The 24,817-nt window shown below is 72.3% G+C and carries 23 protein-coding genes; 8 read left to right on the forward strand and 15 right to left on the reverse strand.

The genetic code is table 11. From position 1 onward, the window contains the following. Positions 1–18 precede the first annotated feature (18 nt). A complete protein-coding gene (locus tag FB382_RS22865) occupies positions 19–1,461 on the reverse strand; it encodes a M1 family aminopeptidase (protein WP_182539394.1) in 1,443 nt (480 codons plus the stop codon). A gap of 92 nt (positions 1,462–1,553) precedes the next feature. Between FB382_RS22865 and FB382_RS11920 the strand changes: the two genes are divergently transcribed. From FB382_RS11920 to FB382_RS11945, 6 genes are all read left to right on the forward strand, one after another. After that, entirely contained in the window at positions 1,554–2,909 is a 1,356-nt protein-coding gene (locus FB382_RS11920) for a rhodanese-like domain-containing protein (protein WP_182539396.1), read from the forward strand. Between the two features lie 121 nt (positions 2,910–3,030). Beyond that, positions 3,031–5,007: a hypothetical protein gene (locus FB382_RS11925; protein ID WP_182539399.1), complete on the forward strand. Its 1,977-nt coding sequence runs from the start codon at positions 3,031–3,033 to the stop codon at positions 5,005–5,007. Positions 5,008–5,014: 7 nt separating this feature from the next. Continuing rightward, on the forward strand, positions 5,015–6,286 hold the full coding sequence (locus tag FB382_RS11930) for a hypothetical protein (RefSeq protein ID WP_182539401.1): 1,272 nt from the start codon (positions 5,015–5,017) through the stop codon (positions 6,284–6,286). A 13-nt stretch (positions 6,287–6,299) separates the two neighbouring features. Next, positions 6,300–7,586 carry a YeeE/YedE family protein gene (locus FB382_RS11935; RefSeq protein WP_182539403.1) on the forward strand — a complete coding sequence of 429 codons (1,287 nt, stop codon included), beginning with the start codon at positions 6,300–6,302 and terminating at the stop codon, positions 7,584–7,586. 174 nt (positions 7,587–7,760) lie between these two features. Beyond that, positions 7,761–8,627: a serine protein kinase RIO gene (locus FB382_RS11940; protein ID WP_182539405.1), complete on the forward strand. Its 867-nt coding sequence runs from the start codon at positions 7,761–7,763 to the stop codon at positions 8,625–8,627. A 46-nt stretch (positions 8,628–8,673) separates the two neighbouring features. Then, on the forward strand, positions 8,674–9,756 hold the full coding sequence (locus tag FB382_RS11945; RefSeq protein ID WP_182539406.1) for a Rossmann fold nucleotide-binding protein: 1,083 nt from the start codon (positions 8,674–8,676) through the stop codon (positions 9,754–9,756). Between the two features lie 4 nt (positions 9,757–9,760). Here the strand turns inward: FB382_RS11945 and rlmN are convergent, their stop codons facing one another. Beyond that, complete coding sequence (gene rlmN / locus FB382_RS11950) at positions 9,761–10,906, reverse strand: dual-specificity RNA methyltransferase RlmN (protein ID WP_182539408.1); 1,146 nt, start codon at positions 10,904–10,906, stop codon at positions 9,761–9,763. Positions 10,907–10,949: 43 nt separating this feature from the next. Further along, positions 10,950–11,300, reverse strand: a complete 351-nt coding sequence (locus FB382_RS11955; RefSeq protein ID WP_182539410.1) for a hypothetical protein — start codon at positions 11,298–11,300, stop codon at positions 10,950–10,952. Between the two features lie 129 nt (positions 11,301–11,429). Between FB382_RS11955 and FB382_RS11960 the strand changes: the two genes are divergently transcribed. Next, positions 11,430–12,410, forward strand: a complete 981-nt coding sequence (locus FB382_RS11960; RefSeq protein ID WP_182539412.1) for a CorA family divalent cation transporter — start codon at positions 11,430–11,432, stop codon at positions 12,408–12,410. 9 nt (positions 12,411–12,419) lie between these two features. On the opposite strand, the gene FB382_RS11965 is transcribed toward FB382_RS11960, so the two are convergent. From FB382_RS11965 to rpsB, 6 genes are all read right to left on the reverse strand, one after another. Further along, the gene (locus tag FB382_RS11965; protein WP_182539414.1) at positions 12,420–12,935 is read right to left on the reverse strand and encodes a histidine phosphatase family protein; all 516 of its coding nucleotides are present in this window, start codon (positions 12,933–12,935) and stop codon (positions 12,420–12,422) included. Positions 12,936–12,945: 10 nt separating this feature from the next. Continuing rightward, positions 12,946–13,833, reverse strand: a complete 888-nt coding sequence (locus tag FB382_RS11970; protein WP_182539416.1) for a phosphatidate cytidylyltransferase — start codon at positions 13,831–13,833, stop codon at positions 12,946–12,948. Positions 13,834–13,850: 17 nt separating this feature from the next. Next, a complete protein-coding gene (frr, locus tag FB382_RS11975) occupies positions 13,851–14,405 on the reverse strand; it encodes a ribosome recycling factor (RefSeq protein WP_221767672.1) in 555 nt (184 codons plus the stop codon). Positions 14,406–14,473: 68 nt separating this feature from the next. Beyond that, a complete protein-coding gene (gene pyrH / locus FB382_RS11980) occupies positions 14,474–15,187 on the reverse strand; it encodes a UMP kinase (protein ID WP_125038796.1) in 714 nt (237 codons plus the stop codon). Between the two features lie 115 nt (positions 15,188–15,302). Then, positions 15,303–16,115 (reverse strand): translation elongation factor Ts, encoded by an 813-nt coding sequence (gene tsf / locus FB382_RS11985; RefSeq protein WP_182539418.1) that lies wholly within the window; start codon positions 16,113–16,115, stop codon positions 15,303–15,305. Between the two features lie 108 nt (positions 16,116–16,223). After that, on the reverse strand, positions 16,224–17,159 hold the full coding sequence (rpsB, locus tag FB382_RS11990; protein WP_182539421.1) for a 30S ribosomal protein S2: 936 nt from the start codon (positions 17,157–17,159) through the stop codon (positions 16,224–16,226). 414 nt (positions 17,160–17,573) lie between these two features. Between rpsB and FB382_RS11995 the strand changes: the two genes are divergently transcribed. Beyond that, positions 17,574–18,230 carry a M23 family metallopeptidase gene (locus FB382_RS11995; RefSeq protein ID WP_182539423.1) on the forward strand — a complete coding sequence of 219 codons (657 nt, stop codon included), beginning with the start codon at positions 17,574–17,576 and terminating at the stop codon, positions 18,228–18,230. Positions 18,231–18,233: 3 nt separating this feature from the next. Here FB382_RS11995 and FB382_RS12000 read toward each other — a convergent pair whose 3' ends face one another. The 6 genes from FB382_RS12000 to FB382_RS12025 all read right to left on the reverse strand — a co-directional run bounded on the left by FB382_RS12000 (position 18,234) and on the right by FB382_RS12025 (position 24,771). Next, positions 18,234–19,133, reverse strand: a complete 900-nt coding sequence (locus FB382_RS12000; RefSeq protein ID WP_182541495.1) for a tyrosine recombinase XerC — start codon at positions 19,131–19,133, stop codon at positions 18,234–18,236. A gap of 74 nt (positions 19,134–19,207) precedes the next feature. Continuing rightward, positions 19,208–20,344, reverse strand: coding sequence for a DNA-processing protein DprA (gene dprA / locus FB382_RS12005; RefSeq protein WP_182539425.1), 1,137 nt, complete (start codon positions 20,342–20,344; stop codon positions 19,208–19,210). Then, a complete protein-coding gene (locus FB382_RS12010) occupies positions 20,341–21,936 on the reverse strand; it encodes a YifB family Mg chelatase-like AAA ATPase (RefSeq protein ID WP_182539427.1) in 1,596 nt (531 codons plus the stop codon). The genes dprA and FB382_RS12010 overlap by 4 nt, the downstream gene beginning before the upstream one ends. Next, positions 21,936–22,310 carry a YraN family protein gene (locus tag FB382_RS12015; RefSeq protein WP_182539429.1) on the reverse strand — a complete coding sequence of 125 codons (375 nt, stop codon included), beginning with the start codon at positions 22,308–22,310 and terminating at the stop codon, positions 21,936–21,938. The genes FB382_RS12010 and FB382_RS12015 overlap by 1 nt, the downstream gene beginning before the upstream one ends. Positions 22,311–22,432: 122 nt before the next feature. Continuing rightward, positions 22,433–24,325: a TadE/TadG family type IV pilus assembly protein gene (locus FB382_RS12020; protein WP_182539431.1), complete on the reverse strand. Its 1,893-nt coding sequence runs from the start codon at positions 24,323–24,325 to the stop codon at positions 22,433–22,435. Continuing rightward, positions 24,322–24,771 (reverse strand): TadE/TadG family type IV pilus assembly protein, encoded by a 450-nt coding sequence (locus FB382_RS12025; RefSeq protein ID WP_125038803.1) that lies wholly within the window; start codon positions 24,769–24,771, stop codon positions 24,322–24,324. The genes FB382_RS12020 and FB382_RS12025 overlap by 4 nt, the downstream gene beginning before the upstream one ends. Between the last annotated feature and the right edge of the window lie 46 nt (positions 24,772–24,817).

The raw sequence follows: 24,817 nt of genomic DNA on the forward strand, positions 1-24,817 counted from the left end.
CCCGCCGAGCGGCGACCGTCAGCCCAGGCCGTTGGCCGCCGTGCGGGCGGGCCGGGTCGGGTCGACCAGCCAGGCCTTGAAGAACCCGTCGAGCTGCTGCCCGCTGACCTGCTCGGCGAGCGCCTCGAACTGCCGGGTCGAGCCGTTGCCGCCGGCGCGCGAGTGCACCCACTGGCGCAGCAGCCGCCAGTAGTCGTCGTTGCCGATCCGGTGCCGCAGCGCCTGCAGGGCCATCCCGCCGCGCTGGTAGACCTGCCAGTCGAAGATGTGGTCGCGGCCCGGGTCGTCGACCTGGAGCGTCCAGAAGTCGGCGTCGTCGGCGAGGGTGTCGTACCAGTACTCCAGCCACTGCTGGGCCGACTGGCCGCCGTGGGTCTCGGCGTACCGCGCCTCCATGAAGGTGGCCGCGCCCTCGTTGAGCCAGATGTCGCGCCAGTTGGCGACCGCCACGGAGTCGCCGAACCACTGGTGGGCCAGCTCGTGCACGACGGTGGTGACGGCCTCGGAGGTGAGGACGGGGTACGTCGGCCGGGTCTGGTTCTCCAGCGCGAAGCCCGGGTTGAGACTGGTCGTCAGGCCGCCGGTGTCGGCGAACGGGTAGTGCCCGAGCTGGCGCTCCAGCCAGGTCACGATGCCCGGGGTGCGCTCCATGAGCCGCAGGGACGCGTTGCGGGTCGAGGTGGGGATGCGGTCGGACACCGCGACGTACCACGGCAGCCCGTCGTGGACGCCGTGCCGGATGACGAAGTGGCCGGCCGCGAAGAAGGCGAGGTAGGGCACCATCGGCTCGGCCGCGCGCCAGTGGGTCGTGGCGCGCCGGCCGTGGACCTCGCGCCCCACGAGGTGGCCGTTGGCGACGACCTGCTTGTCGGCGGCCGTGGTGATGTGGAGGTCCATCAGGGCCCGGTCGCGCGGGTGGTCGTTGGCCGGGAACCACCACGGCGCCATGTGCGGCTCGTTCATCGCCACGACCTCGGAGTCGTCGGCGAGCCAGTTGTGCTCGCCGTTCCAGCCGAGCTTCTCGGGCTGGCCGGCGTAGCGCACCAGCACCTGGACCCGGTCGCCCCGCGCGATCGGCGAGGCGGGCGTCACCCGCAGCTCGTGCAGGTCGGGCTTGGCGTACGCCGCAGGCACCCCGTCGACGGTCACGCCCTGCACCGGGAGCAGCAGGTCGAGGTCGAAGCGGCTCAGCGCCTGGGTCGCGCGGACCGTCAGGCGGGTCCAACCGGACAGGTGCCGGGTGGTGAAGTCGTAGGTGTCGTGCACCTCGTAGCGGACCACGTCGATGCCGCCGTTGCCGTCCAGCGGGAAGTAGGGGTCGCCCATCCCGGCGGCCCCGGGGGACGGCATCTCGGCCGCCGTCGGGGCCGGGTCGGCGACTGCCGGCACCGCGCCGGGCAGCAGGCCCAGGACGAGGGCGGACGTGGCCAGGGCAGCCCAGCGGCGGGGCGAGAGCGTCACGAGCAGAACCTACCGACCCCCACGCGCCCCGGCGGCACGTCCCGCATCACGGTGCTATAACACTATCAACTCACTCGACTTTAGGAGACGCGATGGACGTCATCACCCTCGAGGTGCCCGAGCTGGGCAACCGCTGTCACCTGGTCCACGACGGCGCCTCCGCCCTCGTCGTCGACCCGCCCCGCCACCTGACTGCCGTGGAGCGCGCCGCCGAGGACGCGGGCGTCGAGATCGCCGCCGTCGCCGACACCCACGTGCACAACGACTACCTCTCCGGAGCCCTGGGCCTGGCCCGTCGCCACGGAGCCGACTACCTGCTCGCCGCCGACGAGCACGTCGCCTTCGAGCGCGTCGGGGTGCGCGGCGGCGAGCTGGTGCAGGTCGGCGGGCTCGAGGTGCGGGTGCTCGACACCCCCGGCCACACTCGCCACCACCAGTCGTTCCACGTGACCGACCCCGCGCACGGCGCCGGTCACCCCGGTGCCGTCTTCAGCGGCGGGAGCCTCCTGGACGGGACAGTCGGCCGCACCGACCTGGTCCACGAGAACATGACCACCGCGCTGGCCCGGGCCCAGTGGTCCAGCGCCCGGGACCTGGCCGCGCTCGACCCGGCGACGCACCTGCACCCGACCCATGGGTTCGGCAGCTTCTGCGCGTCGACGGCGGCCGGCAGCTCCTGCACGACCCCCACGATCGGCGGGCAGCTGGCGACCAACCCGGCACTGCTCGCGGACTGCGAGGAGTTCGTGGCGGACCTGTTGGCCGGATTCGGCCCGATCCCGGCGTACTACGACCACATGGGGCCGCTCAACCGGGTGGCCGCCGGCCGCGCCCTCCCCCGTCCTGCCCGGGCAGTGGGGAGCGAGGAGCTTGCCGACGCCGTGTCCCGGGGTGCCTGGGTGGTCGACCTGCGCGACCGCGCCGACTTCGCCGCCGGCCACCTCACCGACACGGTCGGCGTGGAGTACTCCACCCAGTTCGCGACGTACGTCGGATGGCTGGCGCCCTGGGAGCACGAGCTCGTGCTGCTCACCGACCGGCTGCCCGACCTCGCCCCGGCGATCCGCGACCTGGCCGCGATCGGCATCGAGGGCGTCGGGATCCACGTCCTCGGGGATGACGCCCCGCTCGAGTCGTCCTTCGCACGCACCGACTGGGCCGGCTTCCGCAGCCACCCCGGCGGGCGCGTGGTCGTCGACGTGCGTCAGCGCGACGAGTGGGAGGCCGGACGCCTGCCGGGCGCCGTGCACGTCCCCGTCCAGGACGTGGCCGACCGCGCCGGCGAGCTGCCGGCGGGCGAGCTGTGGGTGCACTGCCGCTCGGGCTACCGGGCCGGCATCGCCGCAAGCCTGCTGCACCGGCTCGGCCGCCGGGTCGTGCACGTCGACGACGCCTGGGACCGGGTCAGCGAGCTGGACATCCCGACCGAGCGGGGCCTCGCCGCCTGAGCTTCCAACCCTGGCCGACCCGCTCCGTGAGACGGGGGTCTTGCCCTTCAGGCAATCTTTAGTAAGTTACTAGTGTTTATATAGAAGGGCACATGGGGCCCCTATCTCGGAGGTAAGCACCTTGAGCAACCACACCCCACGGAACGTCCCCCGACGCCCAGGCAGACGCCTGCGCACCGTCGGTGCCGCGGCGGCCGTCCTCGGCCTCGCGGCGACGTTCCACAGCACCGGTGGCGCGTCCGCGGCCACGTTGCCGTCCAGCGGCGACGACCTCGGCCCGGTCGGCACCGACCCGGGAGCCAGCTCTCTGCTCCAGACGCTGCTCCAGGCAGCCACCGGCGTCGTCACCGACACCAGCAAGGTGGCCGGTCGCGACGGCAAGACCTACTGGATCGAGAACCACATCGAGAGCAAGGCGCTCCCGGCGTCCGCGCTCGACGGCCTCGGCCTCCCCTCGCTGGGCGGCATCCCGGCCGGGGACTCCGGGGGCACCGTCGCGGACGACGGCATCCGGCGCGAGTACCTCGTCGTGTGGGCCGGTGACAACAACGTGCTCGACAAGAGCGGCGCCGAGCTCACCGCGCTCCCGAAGTCGGTCGGGACGGACCTGATCGGCCAGAAGGACCTGGTCGGCCCCGACTTCTTCGCGGTCGTCGACGCCACCAAGGGCTCCCCGTCCTACGGCACCGTGGTCAACACCGCGACCGTCGGCCCGCTCGTGGAGAACGAGCCGCACCACATGCAGTACATCTGGCACAAGGGCAACAACATCTTCGCCGGCGGCCTCTTCACCGACGTCACCTACGTCGTGGACACCTCGCAGCTCCCGAAGCTGACGCTCAAGGCCGTCAACCTGCCGCAGGACACGGTCTGCGGCTCGGTCCCGGACGCCTACTGGGTCACCAAGGACGGTGATGCCTACGGCACCTACATGGGCGGCCCGGACCTGCCCGGTCCGTGCACCTACACCGACGGCAGCGTCCGCGTCGGCAACGGCTTCGGCGGCTCGCCCGGCGAGCTGGTCCGCCTCGACAAGGACGGCAAGACGCTCAGCGAGGCTCCGGCCGCGACCGAGACGCCCGAGGACACCCAGCGCTGCGACAACATCCCCGCGCTGCCCGCGCCGACGTGCGCCAACCCGCACGGCGTCCAGGCCCGCGAGGACCTCGGCATCCTGGTCAGCAGCGACTACAACGAGCCGCGCAACATCATCCTCAACCCGGTGTCCTCGCCCTCGTCCTACCTCCGTCGACCGACGGTCCGCACCTGGGACATCTCCGACGAGGACCACCCGAAGCTCAAGGCGGTCTCGTTCCTGCCCGACGGCCCGCGCGTGGGCAAGGTGCCGCACCAGGAGGAGCCGCGCGCGGCCATGGAGACCACGGTGACCAACCTGCCGGGCCACAAGGGTGCGTTCGCCGAGACCATGCAGGGCGGCGCGATCTACTACGCCCCCGACATCACCGCGGAGAAGCCCGAGTGGCGTGAGGTCTTCGACCTCACCACCTCGAACAAGCTGACCGACCCCAACAGCAACTGGTACGGCGGCGGCAGCAACGGCGGCTGGCTCCAGACGAGCCTGGACGACAAGTACCTCTACCACGCCGTCGTGGGCCGCCAGCCCTCCGGCGACGACAAGGGGTCCCCGCCGTACATCCTCAAGCTGGACATCCAGAAGCTCCTGGCGTCCGGCGACAGCCCGCAGTGCAACATCGACACGCTCGACGAGGTCACCGCGGGGGGCGCCGAGAGCGACTGCCCCGCGGTGGTCGACACGTTGCCGGCGCCGGGCGGACCGCACTGGGGCGCGCTGGACAACCTCCAGCTCGGCGAGGACGGCTACTACCACGAGACCACCGACGTACGCCGGATCGCGTACTCGAACTACTTCGTGGCCCGCACCGGCCTCAACGGCGACCACCGCGTCTGCCTGGCCGACGTCCTCGCGGACGAGACGCTCGCGCTCGACACGAAGTTCCGTGACACCACGGGCGAGACCTGCATCGACTTCGACCGAGCCTCCTGGCCGCACGGCGACTGGGGTCCGGCGAAGCCGCACTCGATGCTCTTCGTGACGGCCGACGACGACGTCAAGTGACCACCAGGTGACGTCGCACAGTGACAGCACCCGCGGGCGGGACCTCCGGTCCCGCCCGCGGGCGGCACTCGTCCTCGCTCCCGCCGCCGCGGTGGCAGCGCTGGTCGTCGGCGGGGCGGTCTACGCCGGCTCCGACACGTGGGAGGGCACGTCGGGGCCACCTCGTGAGGGCAATGCGCTCGTGACCGACTGGCAGGCGCGCAACCAGGGGCAGCAGGTGCTCGGCGGGTCACGCACCCCCGGCACCCCGACCATCCAGCGGATCCGGCACGACGACGTGCAGTTCACGGTGACGGTCGCCCCGGCCCGGCCGGGCCGCAACCTGGTGCGCGTCGACGCCACCCCCATCGGCGACACCCACCGGCACCGGGGACTCCCCGTGCTCGTCGGGACCGGGCCGCACGACATGGTCCGCGCGGTGCCGCGACCTGGCACCGACGGGCTGTGGGCGGTCGTGGACCTGCCCGAGGGCCAGGGCACCGTCCTGGTCTCGCACGGGCCGCGGCACCGGGTCCCGTTCGCGGTCGAGACCGGCATCGCCGGGTCGGGCGCCCCCGACACCTCGGCCTGGACCTCGTCCGACGGCCCGGAGTGCCTGACCTCGGCGACCGGGTCCCTGATCGCCGGCGGCCTCGCCCCCACCACCTGCCCGGCCGAGGACCTCACCGCCGCCGACCGCGGCGCCCTCGTCTCGGTGGTGGCCACCCTGGCCTCCCGCGGGGTGACCGAGCTGGCCGTCGAGGCGGACGGCTCGCCCCGGAGCCGGGCCGCGTACGCCGCGGTCCGCGAGGCGGCCACCGCCCACCATGTCCGCGTGGTCGACCCCGCCGACCCGCCCGGCACCCGCAACGCGCTGCTCGTGGTCAGCGGGTGGGCCGACGCGGCGCGAACGCTGACCCGCACCACCGCCCTGCCGCTCGCCCGGCAGCCGATGCGCTCGGACGGCACCTGGCTGGCGCCGTGGCTACTGACCCCGCAGGTCGTGGACTCGACGCTGGGGGCGATCCTCCCGCTCGACTTCGACGTTCGCGATCCCGCTGCCCAGGAGTTCAGCCAGACCCTGGTGCGCTGGTTCCCCGGCCAGTCCCCCACCGCGGCGGGCTACCTGGCCTGGCGCGCCCAGCACGGCGACGACCCGGACCCCTGGTCGCTGTACGCCGCCACCCGGGCGGCGTACATGCCGGCCCAGGGCCACCACCAGCACCACGAGACCGCCGTCGCCTGGTTCCCCGGCGGCACGGTCACCCCAGTCGGCCTGCTCGCGCCCGCGAGCTCGTAGCGAAAGGAAGCAGATGTCCATCACCGAACGCTCCGGAGGCGCCGGCACCCGCCGCCTCGGCGTGCCTCCACGCGAGGCGCGGCTCGCCCCGCCCCCGGCCGCCGAGGCTCCGCCGCCGCAGGTCGGCGTCGTGCTGGCCGGCCTCGCCACGGCCCTCGTCCTCGGACTCGTCGTCTTCAGCCGGTCCGGAGAGATCCCCGCGATCCTCTTCGCGCTCGGGCTCGCCCTTGGGTTCGTGCTGTTCCACAGCCGCTTCGGCTTCACCTCCGCCTGGCGCCAGCTGGTCGCGGTTCGCCAGGGCAAGGCGCTGCGCGCCCACATGCTGATGCTGGCGGTGGCCTGCACGCTGTTCGCGCCGATCCTCGCCACGCAGGCGTCGTACGGCGACGTGCCGGCGCTGCCCTCGCTCGCGCCGATCGGCTTCGGGCTCTTCGTCGGGTCGTTCCTCTTCGGCGTCGGGATGCAGCTGGGCGGCTCGTGCGCGTCCGGCACGCTCTTCGCCATCGGCAGCGGCCAGACCGCGATCCTGCTGACGCTCGCCGGCTTCGTGACGGGCTCGGTGCTGGGCGCGTACACGTTCAGCTTCTGGACCACCACGCTGCCCTCGCACCCGCCGGTGTCGCTGGCCGACACGTTCGGCGGCTACCTCGGCGCCTGGGCGGTCTCCCTCGCGGTCATGGCGGCGATCGTCGCGGTGACCTACGTGATCGCGCGGCGCGGCGACGTGCCGCCGGTCGAGGAGCCCCCGGTCGCCACGGGGGCGGCCCGGGCCGTGCGCGGGTCGTGGCCGCTGTGGGTCGGCGCCCTGCTGCTGGCCGGCCTCAACGCCGTCACGCTGTACGTGTCGGGTGGCGCGTGGGGTGTCACCTTCGCGTTCTCGCTGTGGGGCTCGAAGCTGCTCGACGCGCTCGGGGTCGACGTGTTGTCCTGGCCGTTCTGGCAGGACCCGGCCAACCTGGCGAAGTACCAGGCGGGCTTCCTCGCCGAGAAGACCTCGGTCATGGACCTCGGCATCATCGTCGGGGCGCTCGTCGCCTCGGCCGCGGCGGGTGCCTTCGTGGTGCACCGCCGGATCCCCGGGAAGCTCGCACTCGGCGCCGTCCTCGGCGGTGTGCTCATGGGCTACGGCGCGCGGATCGCGTTCGGCTGCAACATCGGCGCCTACTTCGGCGGCATCGCCTCCTTCAGCCTGCACGGCTGGCTGTGGGGCCTGATGGCGCTGGCCGGCACCTTCGTCGGGCTCCGGCTGCGGCCGCTGTTCGGGCTCACCAACCCCAAGCCGGCGGACTCCGTCTGCTGATCCCGGCGTTAATTCGATTGCGGCGCCCGGGGCGGGACCTCCACGATGGTCCCGCCCCGGGCGCTGCCACCTCCGCAGCCGTGCCCATGACCGAGAGGAGCCGTGACATGTCGATGACTGTCCCCGGCCTGTCCGCAGACCGCACCCCTCTCACCTCATGGAGCACTCACACCGATGTCCCAGGACTTCACGCAACACGAGCTTGACCCTTCCTTCGTCTTCGACTTCGAGGCGTACGACGACGACCTCCCGGACGGCCAGCGCTGGTCGACCTGGCTGAGCGTCGAGCCGCTCTGCCGGGGCCCGCAGCCGCGCCCCGACTGGGTGGTGACCTCCCAGGCCGCCCTCGACACCGACCTCGGCATCCTCAAGACCGGCAAGGAGGCCGACGCGTTCCTGCTGGAGCGCGCCGTCCCCGGGTCCGAGGCCCTCGGGGAGTCGGTCGTCATGGTGGCCAAGCGCTACCGCAGCACCGACCACCGCAACTTCCACCGCGCCGCGTCCTACACCGAGGGCCGCAGCATGAAGCGCTCGCGCGACGAGCGCGCCCTCAAGCGCAACAGCACGTGGGGCCGGATCGTCGCCGCCGGCGAGTGGGCGATCTCGGAGTGGGACGCCCTCAAGCGCTGCCACGAGCTGGGCCTGCCGGTCCCCTACCCCGTCCAGATCGACGGCACCGAGATCCTCATGGAGTGGATCACCGTCGAGGGCGAGGACGGCACGCAGACGGCCCCGCGGCTGGCGCAGACCCGGCCGGACCCGGTCCTGCTGGCGTCGTACTTCGACCAGCTCCGGGACGCGATGGCCACGATGGTGCAGGACGGGATCGTCCACGGCGACCTGTCGCCGTACAACGTCCTCGCGGCCGGCGAGCGGCTGGTCATCATCGACCTGCCGCAGATCGTCGACCTGGTGGGCAACACCAACGGCATGGACTTCCTGCTCCGCGACTGCACCAACATGTGCACCTGGTTCCGGGCGCGGGGCCTCGACGTCGACGAGCACGACCTCTTCGGTGACCTGATGGCGCACGCCTTTTGAGACCTGTTCGGGGGAGCGCCGGCCGAGCGTGGTCTAGGTTCGCCGCGTGAGGCGTTCCCGAGGCCGCGTGGTCCACGTCGAGTCCCTGGCCGAGTTCGACCGGCGGATCGGCGCGGGTGCCGGGTCGCTGTCGGGGTGGCGGGTGCAGGACGTGGACCTCTCGGACCGGGGCGCTGCGCTGGCCGGCGCCCGCACGGCCGGAGCGACGTTCCTGGGCTGCACCTTCGCCGAGGGCGAGGCCGCGCGGCTCGAGGCGACGGGCGCCCTGGTGCTCCCGGCGATCCCCGGCGTGCCGGTCGACACCTACCGCGCCGAGCTCTACACCGCCGCCGAGCTCTACGACTCCCCCACCTACCGCACCACCACGGACGCCCGCGCCTACGCGTGGTCGCAGCGGACGGCAGACCCCGACGCGACCCTCGCCCGCGCCCTGCACGACCACGCGATCGACGAGGCACTCACCGCGTGGACGGCGACGCGGCGCCTGGTCGGCGTAATGGGCGGGCACGCCGCTGAGCGGGGCTCGGAGGAGTACGCCGCAGCCGCGTCCCTCGGGCGGCTGCTCGGCCGCGACCACGTGGTGGCGACCGGCGGCGGCCCGGGCGCGATGGAGGCGGCCAACCTGGGCGGCCGCCTGTCGTCGCGACCGGCCGACGCCCTGGACGAGGCCCTGCGGTCGCTGGCCGCCGTGCCGTCGTACCGGCCCTCGGTCGACGCCTGGGTGGGGGCCGCCCTCGACGTGGACCTGCCGGCGGACAGCGAGTCCCTCGGGATCCCGACCTGGCACTACGGGCACGAGCCGCCCAACGTCTTCGCGACCGCGATCGCGAAGTACTTCCGCAACGCCACCCGCGAGGCGATCCTGCTCGAGGTCTGCGACGCGGGGATCGTCTTCCTGCCCGGCGCCGGCGGCACCGTCCAGGAGGTCTTCCAGGACGCGTGCGAGAACTACTACGCCGACGAGTCGTCGGTCGCGCCGATGGTGCTCGTGGGGGCGACGTACTGGACCGGGACGCTGCCCGCCTGGCCCCTGCTCTCCTCCCTCGCCCGCGGACGCCCGATGGAGGGGCGGGTGCACCTCGTCGACTCGGTCGAGGAGGCGGCGGACCTGGTGGCCGAGGGCTGCTGAGCGGCTACTCGACGGCGGCGAGCTGGCCGCAGGCCCCGTCGATGTCGCTGCCGCGGGTGTCGCGCACCGTCGTCGGGATGCCCTTGGCCTCCAGCCGGCGCACGAACTCGCGCTCGTCCTTGGGGTCCGAGGCGGTCCACTTGGAGCCCGGCGTCGGGTTGAGCGGGATCAGGTTGACGTGCACCCAGCCCCAGTCGCCGTAGGAGTTCAGGACGTCGCCGAGCAGGTCGGCACGCCAGGCCTGGTCGTTGATGCCGCGCATCATGGCGTACTCGATGGAGACCCGGCGCTTGGTCTTCGCGGCGTAGTCCCAGGCCGCCTCGACGGTCTCGGCGACCGAGAAGCGGGTGTTGATCGGGACGAGCTCGTTGCGGAGCTCGTCGTCGGGCGCGTGCAGGCTGAGGGCGAGGGTGACCGGGATGCCCTCCTCGGTCAGCTGCTTCATCCGGGGCACCAGGCCGACGGTGGAGACGGTGATGCCGCGGGCCGACATGCCGAGACCGTCGGGGGTGGGGTCGGTGAGCCGGCGTACGGCGCCGATGACGGCCTTGTAGTTGGCCAGCGGCTCGCCCATCCCCATGAACACCACGTTGGAGACGCGACCCGGACCGCCCGGGACCTCGTCGCGGGCCAGCGCCCGGGCGCCTGCGACGACCTGCTCGACGATCTCGGCGGTGGACATGTTGCGCTGGAGGCCGCCCTGGCCGGTGGCGCAGAAGGGGCAGGCCATGCCGCAGCCGGCCTGGCTCGAGACGCACATGGTCACGCGGCCGGGGTAGCGCATCAGCACCGACTCGACGAGCGCGCCGTCGAAGAGCTTCCACAGGGTCTTGCGGGTGGTGCCCTTGTCGGCCTCGAGCGTCCGCAGCGGCGTCATCAGCGTGGGCAGCAGCGCGGCGACGAGGTCGTCGCGCTGACCGGCCGGCAGGTCGGTCATCTCGGCCGGGTCGTCGACCAGACGGGAGAAGTAGTGGGTGCTGAGCTGCTTGGCGCGGAAGCCCGGGAGGCCCTGCTCGGCGAGCAGCGCCTTGCGCTCCTCGGCGGTGAGGTCGGCGAGGTGGCGCGGTGGCTTCTTGCGGCCGCGCGGCTCGTCGAAGACCAGGGGCAGGGTCTTCACGGGGGTGCTGTCGGGGGCGTCAGGGGAGGACATCAGGTCCCGATCATCCCATCCGGGCGCACCCGGTGGCGAAACGTCAGTCCTGGTACTGGAAGAGGTACCACAGCACGAGCGCCGTCACGCCGCCCACGACGAGGGCCGTGGCGACCATGCCGATCAGCATGTAGAGGCCGAAGCGGCGCGTGCGCGGGGCCGTGATCAGGGCGGCCGGGACGCCCAGCATGACCAGGACCAGCGGGAAGAGGTCCTCGGCGGTGTGGTCGTCGAAGAGCAGGTGCAGGATGCCGGCGAAGACCCCGGGGATCACGATCACGAAGGCGAGCCCGGAGAAGAAGCCCGTCAGGGCCGTGAACGTCGGGTGGTCGCGGTGCCACCAGTCCGGCTGCCGATCGACGGCGCCGTCCCGGGGAGTCTGCTCGGTGGTCATCGCCCCGATCCTCTCAGAGACCGTGCCCCGAAGCACGGACCCCCGCGCGGGACGCTCGTCACGCCCGGGACAGGTCGTCGTGCTGCCCTGGCGCTTGTCGCGGTGCCCCGTGCCCGCCACGCTGGGGCCATGGAGGTCTGGTTCCTCGACGCGTCGGGCGCGCACCGGCGCGAGCCCGACGACGTGGTGGAGCTCTTCGCCCATGAGGAGGGCTTCTGGTGGGTCGACGTGCCCGTGTGGGACGAGGACGCCGACGCACTGCTGACCGGGCTGGGCTGCCACCCGATGGTGATCGAGGGCTGCCGGCAGCGGAACTACGTCCCGACCGTGCACGGGTACGACGACCACGTGTTCGTCACGACGCAGTCCCCCTTCCTGGGCCGGGCCGGCCACGTGCACCTGCTCGAGCTGGACCAGATCGTCGGCCACCACTACCTGGTCACCGTGCACGGCCCCATCAACCCCGAGGTGCCGCTGGACGTGGCGCTGCTCGAGACGGCCGGCGTCCTGGCCCGGATCGAGGGCGAGCGCTTCCATCCCTCCTCCCCCGCCGAGCTGTCCTACGCGATCACCTCGGCGGTCGCGCGCCGGCAGAGCGGGCTGATCCGGCAGGTCGCCGAGAAGCTGCCGGGCCTGGAGCAGCAGGTGATGACCTCGCAGATGCGTGACCCCGAGGCGCTGCTCGAGACGATGTTCCTGATCCGCCACGAGCTGATCACCACCCGCACGATGGCGGCCCAGTGCCACGACATCTGGGTCCGGATGGCCGGCATCCACCGGATCGCCGACGACCGCGACTCCACCTGGGCCCGCGACCTCGCCGACCAGTTCGACCGGGTGCGCTCGCTGGCCGACGGGGAGTCGCACTTCCTGTTCGGCGTGATCGAGCTCTACCAGACCAAGGTGCACACCAAGATGACCGTCGCCATGGAGCGGCTGGCCGTCATCGCGGCGGTGACGCTGCCCGTCACCGCGATCGCGTCGGTCTACGGCATGAACATGATCGTCTCCCAGCACACGCACTACATCGAGCTCGTCGTCGTGCTCGTCGCGATGCTCGCGATCAGCCTGCTGCTGCTGCGCTGGGCACGCCGGCAAGGGTGGTGGTGAGGCCGCGGCTCAGTCGTCGACCCTGATCAGGTCGGGCATGGCCATCGACTGCCACCGGTCGAGGTCGGGGGCCTGGCCGGCCAGGTCCGCGGCGGCGAGGGTCCAGGCGGTGCCGTGGCCGACCAGGACGACGTCCTCGCGGGCGTGGACGTCGCGGATCCTGGTGACCGCGGCGACCACCCGGTCGCGGCAGGCGTCGAGGGTCTCCCAGCCGGGGTGGGCGCTGAGGTGCGGCTCGGCGAAGGCACGACGTACGACGGCCGGGAAGTCCTCGATCCAGTCGGCGGAGTCGCGCACGTGCTCGCGGAGGTCGTCGACGATGCCGACGTCGGACTCGGTGAGCAGCTGGGCGGTCGCGACCGCCTTGGGCTCCGGCGAGCAGAACCAGGCCGCCCGCTGCGGCAGGCGGCCGGACTCGCGCAGCGCCCACACGTCGTCGAAGCCGACGGGGTCCAGCTCCCAGGTGTGGGCGGGGCGCGCCGGGTCGATCGCCGGCCGGCCGTGGCGGACCAGGAAGAGCGTCACGCCGGGGCCCTCACTGGAAGACGAGGTAGTGCAGCAGCAGCCAGATCGGGGCGATCGTGGCCAGCAGCGAGTCGAGCCGGTCCATCAGGCCGCCGTGGCCCGGGATCACCTGGCTCATGTCCTTGATGCCGAGGTCGCGCTTGATCACCGACTCGCACAGGTCGCCGAGGGTGGCCATCACGACCGCGATGGCGCCGAGGGCCAGGCCGACCCACCAGTCGCCGTCGAGCAGGTAGACCACCAGGGCGACGCCGGCGGCGCCGCAGAAGACCGCCGACCCGGCGAAGCCCTCCCACGACTTCTTCGGGGAGATGACCGGGGCCATGGGGTGCTTGCCGAATAGGACACCGGCGACGTAGCCCCCGATGTCGGAGGCGATGGTGACGCCGATGAAGGCGATGATGCCCTTGACGCCCGCGTCGTCGATGCCGCCGGCGGAGAACGACGTCCCGCCCTCGGCCAGCATCAGGGCGACGAACGATCCGAGGAACGGGACGTAGACGAGCGTGAACACCGAGGCCGTGGCGTTCATGACGTAGCCGTCGATGCCGCGGCGCAGCAGCCACAACATGATGACCAGCGCCGTGACCGCGGTGGCCGTGACGAGCGCCGGAGCACCGTAGAAGTAGGCCACGACGACCATGACGACGCCGCCCAGCATCAGCGGCTGCTCGGGCAGGTCGATGTGCTTGGCCAGCATCCCCTGGTGGAGCTCCCACACGGCCACCACGACCGCGACCGCGACGATCAGCATGAAGGCCGTCTTGAAGAAGAACAGCGAGGTGCCGATCGCGGCGAGCAGGACGATCGCGGACAGGACGGCCGCGCGCAGGTCGCGCCCGGCCCGGCCGTGGTCCTTCTGCGGCGCCGCCGGGGCGCCGGACGAGGTGTCGGTCATGGTCGGTTGCCGGGTCCTCAGACCTCGAGCAGCTCGGCTTCCTTGTTCTTGAGCATGTCGTCGATCGCGTCGGTGTGCTTCTTGGTGATCGAGTCGAGGCGCTTCTCGGCACCGGTGACGTCGTCCTTGCCGACCTCGCCGTCCTTCTCGAGCTTCTCCAGGCCCTGCTTGGCCGTGCGGCGCAGGTTGCGCACCGCGACGCGGCCGTCCTCGGCCTTGGCCTTGGCGACCTTGATGTACTCCTTGCGGCGCTCCTCGGTCAGCTCGGGGAACACGCAGCGCAGCATCTTGCCGTCGTTGGAGGGGTTCACGCCGAGGTCGGAGTCGCGGATGGCCCGCTCGATGTTGCCCATCGCGCCCACGTCGTAGGGCTGGATCAGGATGATCCGCGCCTCGGGGGCGGTGAAGGACGCCAGCTGCTGGAGCGGGGTCGGCGAGCCGTAGTAGTCCACGGTGATCTTGCTGAACATGCTCGGCTGCGCCCGGCCCGCCCGGATCGCCGCGAACTCCTCGCGCGTCGCGTCGACCGACTTGTCCATCTTGGAGTCGGCCTCGTTGAGGATGTCGTTGATCACGGCTGCTTCCTTACTGCGTGGGTGCTGTCGTTGCGTGGGTGGTCGAGGCTGGTGCGAATGGCCCGTCAGCCTGCGCTGACGAGCGTGCCAATCTTCTCACCCTGCACGACGCGCAGGATGTTGCCCTCGGGCTCCATGCCGAAGACGACCATCGGCAGCTTGTTCTCCCCGCACAGGGCGAACGCCGTCTGGTCCATGATCCGCAGGCCCTGCTGGATGGCCTCGTCGTAGGTGAGGTTGTCGTACTTGGTGGCCGTGGGGTCGAGCTTGGGGTCGGCGCTGTAGACGCCGTCGACGCCGCTCTTGGCCACGAGGACGACGTCGCACTTGCTCTCCAGCGCCCGCTGGACCGCGACGGTGTCGGTGGAGAAGAAGGGCATGCCCATGCCGGCACCGAAGATGACCACCCGGCCCTTCTCCATGTGCCGGATGGCGCGGCGCGGGACGTAGGGCTCGGCGACCTGGCCCATGGTGATGGCGGTCTGGACGCGGGTCTCGACGTCCATCTTCTCCAGGAAGTCCTGGAGGGCGAGGCAGTTCATCACGATGCCGAGCATGCCCATGTAGTCGGCACGGACCCGGTCCATGCCGCGCTGCTGGAGCTCGGCGCCACGGAAGAAGTTGCCGCCACCCGTCACGACGGCGATCTGGACGCCGGCCTGGGCGACGTTGGCGATCTCGCGGGCGATCTTCTGGACGACGTCGGGGTCGACGCCGACCTTCCCTCCTCCGAAGACCTCGCCGGAGAGCTTGAGGAGGACACGCTTGTAGCCGGTCACGGAAGTCCCTTCGTGCACTGCGCGGGGTGGCGGGCAAGCGAGAAGGCCGGTTCGATGATCAGTGTCTGAGTCATCGAACCGGCCTCCTCGTGTGGTCTGGCTGCAACCTATCCGGTCAGGCGCCGACCTCGAAACGGGCGAACCGCTTCAGGCTGGTACCGGACGCGTCGAGGACGGCCTTGACGGTCTTCTTGTTCTCGGTGACCGACGGCTGCTCGAGCAGGACGACGTCCTTGAAGAAGCCGTTGAGGCGACCCTCGGTGATCTTGGCGATCGCCTGCTCGGGCTTGCCCTCCTCGCGGGAGGTCGCCTCGGCGATCTCGCGCTCCTTGGCGACGATGTCCGCGGGGACCTCGTCACGGGTGAGGTACTGCGGACGCATCGCGGCGACCTGCATCGCGGCGGCGCGAGCGGCGTCCTCGTCACCGTCGTACTCGACGAGCACGCCGACGGCGGGCGGCAGGTCGGCGGCACGCTTGTGCATGTAGACGACGACGTCGCCCTCGAAGTAGGCCACGCGGCCGAGCTCGATCTTCTCGCCGATGGTCATGGCCAGGTTGGCGACGACCTCGCCCACGGTGGAGCCGTCGAGCTCGACGGCCTTGAGGGTCTCGGTGTCGGTGGCCTTGGCGGCGTTGGCCGCGTCGGCGATCTTCTGGGCCACGGCGACGAACTCGTCACCCTTGGCCACGAAGTCGGTCTCGCAGTTGAGCTCGACCAGCGCGCCACCCGAGGTGGCGACCAGGCCGGCCGTGGCCTCGCGGGTCTCGCCACGCTCGGCGGCCTTCTTGCCCAGCTTGATGCGGATCAGCTCAGCGGCCTTGTCGAAGTCGCCGTCCGCCTCGGTCAGCGCCTTCTTGCAGTCCATCATGCCGGCGCCGGAGAGCTCGCGGAGCTTCTTGACGTCGGCGGCGGTGATGTTCGCCATGGGTTCTCTTCCCCTCAGGTTCGTGGTGGTAGTGCGTGGTGCTGGGGGCGCCGGTCACCGGCGCGGCGGCTCGCGTACGTCGTACGGAGCCGCCGCGGTCGGAAACGGTCAGGCCTTGGCCTCGTCGGCGGCCGGGGCCTCGGTGGCGGCCTCGGCGACCTCGGTCGCCTCGGTGGCCTCGGACGCAGCGCCGGTCGCCTCGGACGCCGGGGTCTCCTCGGCGGCCTTCTCGGCGTCGCCGCCGGTGGCCTCGACAGCGGCCTTCTCGGCGTCGCCACCGAGCAGCTCGCGCTCCCACTCGGCCAGCGGCTCCTCGGCACCCACGGCCTCGGCACCCTCGGTCGCCTTCGCGCCGGAGCGGGCGATGAGGCCCTCGGCGACGGCGTCGGCGACGACGCGGGTCAGCAGGCCGACGGCGCGGATCGCGTCGTCGTTGCCGGGGATCGGGAAGTCGACCAGGTCGGGGTCGCAGTTGGAGTCCAGGATGCCGATGATCGGGATGCGCAGCTTGCGCGCCTCCTCGACGGCCAGGTGCTCCTTGTTGGTGTCGACGATCCACACGGCCGAAGGCGTGCGGCTCATCTCGCGGATTCCGCCGAGCGACTTGTTCAGCTTGTCGCGCTCGCGGCGCATCTGGAGCAGCTCCTTCTTCGTGCGGCTGCTGCCGGCCACGTCGTCGAAGTCGATCTCGTCGAGCTCCTTGAGGCGGTTGATCCGCTGGTGCACCGTCTGGAAGTTGGTGAGCATGCCGCCGAGCCAGCGCTGGTTGACGTAGGGCATGCCGACGCGGGTCGCCTGCTCGGCGATCGCCTCCTGGGCCTGCTTCTTCGTGCCGACGAACATCACGGTGCCGCCCTTGGCGACGGTCTCCTTGATGAAGGCGTACGAGCGGTCGATGTAGGCCAGCGACTGCTGCAGGTCGATGATGTAGATGCCGTTGCGCTCGGTCATGATGAAGCGCTTCATCTTCGGGTTCCAGCGACGGGTCTGGTGTCCGAAGTGCACGCCGCTCTCGAGAAGCTGGCGCATGGTCACGACTGCCATGTGATGTCTCCTGTTGTGTGGAGCGCACCCCGTCTGTGCGCCCTTGTGATCAGGACGCACCGGTGGTGGCTCCGGTTGTGTTTTCAGTTTCGATGCCCCCGACGGGTGCCGGGTGCCCTGACGCCTGCGCGCGACCCCACCGGCGACTGGTTGCCCAGGTGCCGGACCGAGGATCGTCGCCCACGGGTGGCCGGAGTCCAGAAGTCAGGCTCCGTCGCGGTCTGCGGACGTGCGAAGTCAATCCACGCGTTTCCATGCGGATTGCGCGGACCAGACTACGTGACGCGGGCCTCGGGCCGCGAATCGGAGACGGACCGGGCCGCGAGGCGTCCACAGGGGCAGCGACCGCGGTGCTTCTCCACCGTCTTGACCCGGCGGCGGGCGCCCGTCCCGGGGCGCGGGCAGGCTCCTCCCATGCACCGTCCCCAGCACCCCGTGGCCTCGTCGGTCACCGCCCTCCGGACCCGGCTCCCCGGGCTCGCCGTGGTCGTCGTCCTGGGCCTGCTCGTGGCCGTCCTCGGCCACGGGCGGGCTCTCGGCACGCCCGGGGAGCCGGATCCGGTGGGCGTGTGGCCGATGGCCCCGGAGCCCGCGGTGGTCGCGGGGTTCGACCCGCCGACGTCGGCCTGGGGGTCGGGGCACCGCGGCGTCGACCTGCTCGGCACCCCCGGTCAACGGGTGCGCGCGGCCCTGGCCGGAACGGTGTCGTTCGTGGGCCGGATCGCCGGCCGTGGGGTGGTGGTGGTCGACCACGGCGAGACGCGCACGACCTACGAGCCGGTGACCGCGACCGTCGCGCGCGGTGCGGTGGTCGCCGCGGGCGCATCGATCGGCACCCTCGAGACGGCTGGATCCCACTGCTTCCCCCGCACCTGCCTGCACTGGGGCTGGGTCCGGGACGAGACCTACCTCGACCCGCTGCGGCTGGTCGGCCTCGGGCCGGTGCGGCTGCTCCCGCTCTGGCGCGACGAGCCCGTCGCCCCACCGCTCGCGCAACCGTCGTCCGCGCTGCCGGTGCCGCTCGCCTACCCCGGGTGGCGGCCGTTGCTCGAGGCCCTCCCCCTGTCGTAGCCGTCAGGCCCGGGGGTGGGCCTGCTGGTAGGCCCGACGGAGCCGGTCGGTCGTCACGTGCGTGTACAGCTGCGTGGTGGCCAGCGACGCGTGCCCGAGCAGCTCCTGCACCGAGCGCAGGTCCGCGCCGCCTTCGAGGAGATGGGTCGCGGCGGTGTGCCGGAGCCCGTGTGGCCCAATGTCGGGCGCACCCGGGACCTCGGCGATCCGGCGGTGGACCAGGGTGCGCACGGCGCGCTGGTCGATCCGCCGGCCGCGGGCTCCGAGGAACACCGCCGGGCCGGAGCCGTCGACCAGGAGGTGCGGGCGGCCCTGCTTGAGCCAGAAGTCGAGGGCACGGGCCGCCGGACGGCCGAACGGCACGGTGCGCTCCTTGCGCCCCTTGCCGAACACGCGCACGACCTGACGGTCCCGGTCGATGTCGTCGAGGTCGAGCCCGACGAGCTCGCCCACGCGGACCCCCGTGGCGTAGAGCAGCTCGAGCATCGCGACGTCGCGCAGGCCGACCGGGCTCCCGTCGTCGGCCAGCTCGGCGGCCGCGTGGATCAGGTCGGCGGCCTCGTCGGCGCGCAGGACGGGCGGCAGCGGCTTGTGCGGCTTCGGCGACGCGAGCGAGGCGCCCGGGTCGACCGGGACCCGGCCGGTGCGCAGTAGCCAGGCTGTGAAGACCCGGGCCGCCGTGGCGCGCCGCGCGAGGGTCGTGCGGGACTTGCCGAGGGTCTGCTGCTTGGCCAGCCAGCTGCGCAGGGTGCGCAGGTCGAGGTCCGTGACGTCGTCCTGGCCGAGCCGGGTGGCGTGCTCGAGGAGGCCGGCCACGTCGCCGATGTAGGCGCGGACCGTGTGCGTGGCGAGGTCGCGCTCGGAGGTGAGGTGCCGTTCGTAGTCGCCCAGCACCCGCGCCATGCCCTCGGGCAGCCCCTCGGGCGGGTCGTCGGCGGTCTCGCTCACCGTCCGAGTCTAGGTTCGCGAACGCTCCGTCATCGGCTGACGGGCCCGGCCAGTCGCCACCCGCCCTCGGCCTGCTCGACCAGGCCGTGGTCCCGCAGCCGGGTGAGTGCCGAGCCGACCTCGAGCAGGCTCAGTCCGGCGGTGCGGGCGATCGACTCGGCCCCCACCGACGACGAGACGGGGACGGCGTCGAGGACCTGCTGCTGGCGCAGTGGCAGCTTGTCGCGGGGCCGTTCGGGTCCCCGCGGCACCTCGAGGAGGTGCTGGCCGGCTCGCCCCAGCACCTCGAGGACCTCCTCACCCGAGGTGACGAGCGTGGCGGCGCCGGTGCGGATCAGCTGGTGCACGCCCTGGGAGGGAGCACTGGTGACCGGGCCGGGGACGCCGAGCAGGTGCCGGTTGAGGCGCGAGGCCCAGTTGGCGGTGTTGAGCGCCCCACTGCGGAGGGCGGCCTCGACGACGACCGTGCCACCGGTGAGCGCCGCGATCATCCGGTTGCGGGCGAGGAACCGGAGCCGGGTCGGCGAGCACCCGGGGGCGAGCTCGGAGACGACGGCGCCGGTCCGGGCGAGGTGTTCGATGAGGTCCCGGTGGGCGGGTGGGTAGGGGCGGTCGACCCCGCAGGCGAGCACCGCGACGCTCCGTCCCCCAGCCGCGACGGCACCCCGGTGGGCGGCCTGGTCGATGCCGAAGGCGGCGCCGGAGACGACCACGAGTCCCGCGCGGGCGCTGACGGCGGCCAGCTCCCCCGCGACGTGGGCACCGTAGGTCGTGGCGGACCGGGAGCCGACGACCGACACCGAGGCCTCGACCTCATCGAGGCGGAGCGGGCCGCGCACCCACAGCCCCATCGGCGCTCCACCACGCTCCTGAACCGGCGGCGCGGCCCCGAGGTCGTCGAGCTGCGTGGGCCACTCGGCGTCCCCGGGGATCACGAACCGGATGCCGAGCCGGTCGGCGACGTCGAGGTCGCGCGCCGGGTCGATCGCGGCCAACCGGCCTGCGACGTCGCTGAGCAGGCCGTCGTGCTCACGCTGGTCGAGGAGTGCCTGGTAGACCGCCACGGCACCGCTGCCCTCCACCAGGGTCGCGACCCGCGGGTCGCCCGGCTCGCCGAGCCGCCCGAGGGCGACCCTGGCCAGGCGCTCCGGCTCGCGGCCGTTCATCCCGCCCTCCGCTCGAGGGTCTCGAGCAGGAGGGGCTCCCCCGCCCGCAGGCGAAGGGCGACGTCGACCTCGGCGGGTCCGGGCCGGTCGACGCCGACCAGGTCGGCCACGGTCCACGAGATCCGGTGGACGCGGGTGGCGCCACGGCGCGTGAGCCGGCCTGCGTAGAGCTGGTCGTCGACCGCCCTCTGCCCCGCGGGCTCCAGTGGCCACCGCTCGAGCAGGACCGGCCCGGGCGCCTGGGCGTTGAGGCGCCACCCGTCGTCGACGTAGCGGACCCGTTGGCGGTCACGCGCACGCGTGACCCGGACACGGACATCCGCCGTCGACTCGGGCCGGTCGAACGGGTCGACCGCGGCGCCGCCCCGCACGTCGGTGACGTGGCGGGTGATGTCGATCCGGTCGGCGAACGGGCCGGAGATGCGGCGGCGGTAGTCGCGCCGCTGCCGCTCGGTGCAGCTGCAGCCCTCGTGGCCCGGGCGCCGACGAGCGGTGTACTCGCCGCAGGGGCAGGGGTTGCAGGCCAGCACGACCATGCCGCGGGCGGGCAGGACGACGCTCTCGTCACGGCGGGCCACGGTGACCTCGCCGCTCTCGAGCGGCTGTCGCAGCGCCTCGAGGACGTCGGTGCGGAACAGGGCGAACTCGTCGAGGAACAGGACCCCGCAGTGGGCGCGGCTGATCTCGCCGGGTCGCACGAGGCCGCTCCCGCCGCCGATGAGGCTGGCCTTGCTCGCGTCGTGGTGGGGCGCCGAGAACGGCGGCCGCACGATCATCGCGTCGCCCGGCTCGAGCGCCCCGGCCAGCGAGTGGATGGCGGTCAGCTCGAGCGACTCCTCGGGCTCGAGGTCGGGCAGGATGCCGGGCAGCCGCTCGGCGATGCTGGTCTTGCCGCAGCCCTTGGGGCCCGACAGCATCAGGTGGTGGCCGCCCGCGGCCGCGACCTCCACGGCGAAGCGCACGTCGGCGAGGCCCACGAGGTCGGCCATGTCGACGTCCTCGACGCGGTCCTGGCCGCGCCACGAGAGCAGCCGCGAGCCGGACATCCCGACCACCGGAGGAGCATCGGGGATCTCCTCGCCGCAGAGCTCGGCGACGACCTGCGCCAGCGAGCGCATGCCGAACACCTCGACCCCGGGCACCATCGCGGCCTCCCGGGCGTGCGGCTCGGGCACGAAGACCCGCCGGACGCCTCGGCGCGAGGCGGCCAGGACCATGGGCAGGACGCCGGGGACGCAGCGCAGCCGGCCGTCGAGGGTCAGCTCACCCACGAAGGCCGTGGCCTCGAGCGACTCACGCCGGATCTCACCGGCGGCGGCCAGCACCGACACGGCGATGGCCAGGTCGAAGTGGGTGCCGCTCTTGAGCAGGTCGGCGGGTGACAGCAGGATCGTGATGCGACGGGTCGCCGGCCACCCGAGATGGCTGTTGACGATGGCCATCCGGCACCGGTCCTTCGCCTCGTTGAGCGTGGCGTCGGGCCGACCGACGAGGGTCGTGCCGACCTGCCCCGGCGAGACGTCGGTCTGCACGTCGATGACGTGCCCGACCGCGCCGTGCAGCGAGACGGTCTGGGCGGTGGCGACGGGCATCAGCCGATCCCCCGCACGTGCTCGAGGACCGAGGCTCCGCGACGCGGTCGCAGGACGGCCACGAGGTCGAGCCGCACGTCGGGTGCGCGCAGGTCGTGGGCGCGGAGCCAGCACTCCGCCAGCCGGCGCATCCGGTCCACCTTGGCGGCGGTGACCGCCTCGTGGGGCGTCCCGAAGGCCACGCTGCTGCGGGTCTTCACCTCGCAGACCACGAGCACCGACCCCTCCCGCAGGACCAGGTCGATCTCGCCCTCGTCACACCGCCAGTTGCGGTCCAGCAGCACCAGCCCGTCGCCGACGAGGCGCCGTACGGCCAGCTCCTCGCCGTAGGCGCCGAGTGCCTGCTTGGCCGTCGTCCCTGTTGATCCAGTCATGGTGACCTCCTCGACCCGAGCGTGGCCGTCGGCGCGGACGACGGGCAGGACCGGCGGGGAGGCCTGGGGACAAGGTGGTCCGCGGGGCGGGCTGTGGACGCGAGGTGGCGGGTGCCTCGCCCTCAGCCGACGAGGCGGACGATCGACTGCGCGAGCGTGGGGTCGTAGTCGACCGTGGGCGACTGCTCGTCGATCGGCAGGGCCGCCTTGTTGAAGGTCAGTACGGTGAGCGTCTTGACGGAGTTGCCGTTGATCTCGAGGCCGTTGTGGCTGTCGCCGCTGTCGTACGCCGGGGACGTCTGTGACTCGTTGGTGATGAACGCCGGGACGAAGTCGATGATCGGCTGGAAGTTCTTCTGCGCGCGGTCGTTGGCGAGGACCATGGGCAGCCACACGAACCGCGGCGAGGCGATGACCGCGGGATCCAGCATCGCAGTGTTGACCCCCGTGTCCGAGGTGATGTCGGTCAGGGTCGCACCGTTGGTCAGGAAGCAGGACAGCACGTCGTTGTTGAGCAGGTGCCCGTCGATCGACACGTCGACGCGGGAGGGGTCGGCGGGACAGTGGGTGTGTCCCCGGCTCACCGCGAGACGGGCCGCCTGGCCGTCGTCGGTGCCGGTGACGAGCCCGTCGTACAACGCGGGGCCGTCGTTGCCGGTGTCGCCCTGGATGCAGTTGCGCGGGGGGTCGCTGCTGGACACGTTGTCCGGCTGGGCCCCGGTGATGAAGCCGTGGGGGCCGTCACCGCAGTCCTTGGTGGGCGTCTGGGCAGGCGCGAACTCGAACGGCGCGAGCATGTGGTCGAGCCCGCCGGCGATGTTGCGGGCAAGCCGCTTCTGCGTGGAGGAGCCGTCGAGCCGCGGGCTGTCGAGCTGGCCGAAGTTGCCCCGGTCCTGACCCACGCATCCCACCGGCACGCTCGTCGCCGAGGCGCTGGCGCTCACGGTCGGGGTCACCGTTGCGGTGGGCGGGGCCGAGGACGTCGCCGGTGCCGTCGTGGCAGTCGCCGTGACGTGGACGATGAGGTAGTTGGAGGAGTAGCGGACCTGGCTGTTGCTCTGCACCAGGGCGTAGACCCGCCAGTCCCCGGCAGTCGCGGTGACCTCCGGCCCGACCGGGAAGGACGGCACCGCGAGCACCGACTGCTTCTTGGCGACCGACTGGGCGGCGTAGTCGACGTACGTCGTGCCGTTCGGGGACCAGAAGCGCAACGACGCGCGGTCGGTGTTGTTGGGCAGGTTGGTCACGGAGTACGTCGAGATCGTGACCGAACCCCCCTGCGCGACCGCGATCGGCGACGTCCCCGCGAGGACGTGCGACCCGGAGTCGCTGGGACCGGGTGTGAAGCCGTACGCCGGCGTGGGGCTGGCCGAGGTCGGAATGGCGCTCGCGGTCGCGGTGCTCGACGTGGGCGTCGGGGTCGGCGTCGGGGTCGGCGTGGCCGTGGCGGGTGCCGCCTGGTTGCCCTGGGAGGTGTCCGCCTGGGCCGGGCCGTAGCCACAGCCGCTCGGCAGCCAGAACGGGACCAGCTTCTGCTTCGGCGGCAGGGCAGACTGCACCTGCACCGTGGCCGTGCGCTGCACGTCGGTGTGCGTGGAGCCGAGCACCTTCGCGAAGCCGAACTGCACACGGGCGGCCGGGGCGAGCACGGTCATCCGGATGCAGCCCTCGAGGCAGTCGTGGCCGTCGGCGTCCTGGAACGTCACCTCGCCGTTGCCCGGGACCCCGTCCACGAGCTGAGCGGCGGTCACGGTCGTCTGGCCGGAGGTGCTGTTCTCGTTGAGGAAGCCGGCCACCCGGTCGGCGATCGTCAGCTTGTTGAGCGAGGTCTCGGGCAACAGGTAGCCGGCGCTGAGGGCACTCACGTCGACCTGCTTCTGGACCGCGCGCTTGCGGGCCCAGGCGTTGCCGAGGTCGACCGCCAACGCAGCCATGGAGAACAGGGCGACGGCCAGGATGGCGACCAGCACCGCCGTGGCGCCCGAGTCCTCGCGCCGGCGCGATCGGGTCGTCACGGGCAGGCCTGCGGCTGGCTCGGGACGTAGTCGACGCGGGCCTTCGCGGTCTGGGAGACCCGTCCGTCGTGCACGAACGGCAGGAAGGGCAGGTGCAGGTCGAAGCTGGTGAACTCCACCCGCACCGTGACGGTGTCGCCGACCTTCACCGCGGGCGGCGCCGTCGAGTAGCTGCGCGTGACCACGGCCCCGGTGCCGGTGCCGGTCAGGTCGTTGATCTGCTGGCGCACGCCGGAGGTGAACGCCGAGCACGTCGGCGGGTTGCCGACGGCGGCCGAGCGGGCGGCACTGCGTGCGATGTCGCTGCCGCCCTGCATCGCCCAGAAGTAGAAGCCGTACTGGATGATGCCGAAGACCAGCAGCAGGAGAACGGGGACGAGGAGCGCGAACTCCACCACGGCAGCACCGCGGTCGACGCGCGCCCGGGCCCGAGATGGCCCAGCCAACCGAGACTCCCTCCGTGACCCCCGTCCGGCTAGGAGCTCAGCCTAG

The sequence above is a fragment of the Nocardioides ginsengisegetis genome (assembly GCF_014138045.1).
GTDB lineage: Bacteria > Actinomycetota > Actinomycetes > Propionibacteriales > Nocardioidaceae > Nocardioides > Nocardioides ginsengisegetis.

Coding starts and splice junctions, on each gene's coding strand:
- tsf (WP_182539418.1), bottom strand. CDS start 16,115: ATGGCGAACATCACCGCCGCCGACGTCAAGAAGCTCCGCGAGCTCTCC.
- FB382_RS11995 (WP_182539423.1), top strand. CDS start 17,574: ATGCACCGTCCCCAGCACCCCGTGGCCTCGTCGGTCACCGCCCTCCGG.
- rpsB (WP_182539421.1), bottom strand. CDS start 17,159: ATGGCAGTCGTGACCATGCGCCAGCTTCTCGAGAGCGGCGTGCACTTC.
- FB382_RS11935 (WP_182539403.1), top strand. CDS start 6,300: ATGTCCATCACCGAACGCTCCGGAGGCGCCGGCACCCGCCGCCTCGGC.
- dprA (WP_182539425.1), bottom strand. CDS start 20,344: ATGAACGGCCGCGAGCCGGAGCGCCTGGCCAGGGTCGCCCTCGGGCGG.
- FB382_RS12015 (WP_182539429.1), bottom strand. CDS start 22,310: ATGACTGGATCAACAGGGACGACGGCCAAGCAGGCACTCGGCGCCTAC.
- rlmN (WP_182539408.1), bottom strand. CDS start 10,906: ATGTCCTCCCCTGACGCCCCCGACAGCACCCCCGTGAAGACCCTGCCC.
- FB382_RS11920 (WP_182539396.1), top strand. CDS start 1,554: ATGGACGTCATCACCCTCGAGGTGCCCGAGCTGGGCAACCGCTGTCAC.
- FB382_RS11955 (WP_182539410.1), bottom strand. CDS start 11,300: ATGACCACCGAGCAGACTCCCCGGGACGGCGCCGTCGATCGGCAGCCG.
- FB382_RS11970 (WP_182539416.1), bottom strand. CDS start 13,833: ATGACCGACACCTCGTCCGGCGCCCCGGCGGCGCCGCAGAAGGACCAC.
- FB382_RS11940 (WP_182539405.1), top strand. CDS start 7,761: ATGTCCCAGGACTTCACGCAACACGAGCTTGACCCTTCCTTCGTCTTC.
- FB382_RS12010 (WP_182539427.1), bottom strand. CDS start 21,936: ATGCCCGTCGCCACCGCCCAGACCGTCTCGCTGCACGGCGCGGTCGGG.
- FB382_RS11960 (WP_182539412.1), top strand. CDS start 11,430: ATGGAGGTCTGGTTCCTCGACGCGTCGGGCGCGCACCGGCGCGAGCCC.
- FB382_RS12000 (WP_182541495.1), bottom strand. CDS start 19,133: ATGGCGCGGGTGCTGGGCGACTACGAACGGCACCTCACCTCCGAGCGC.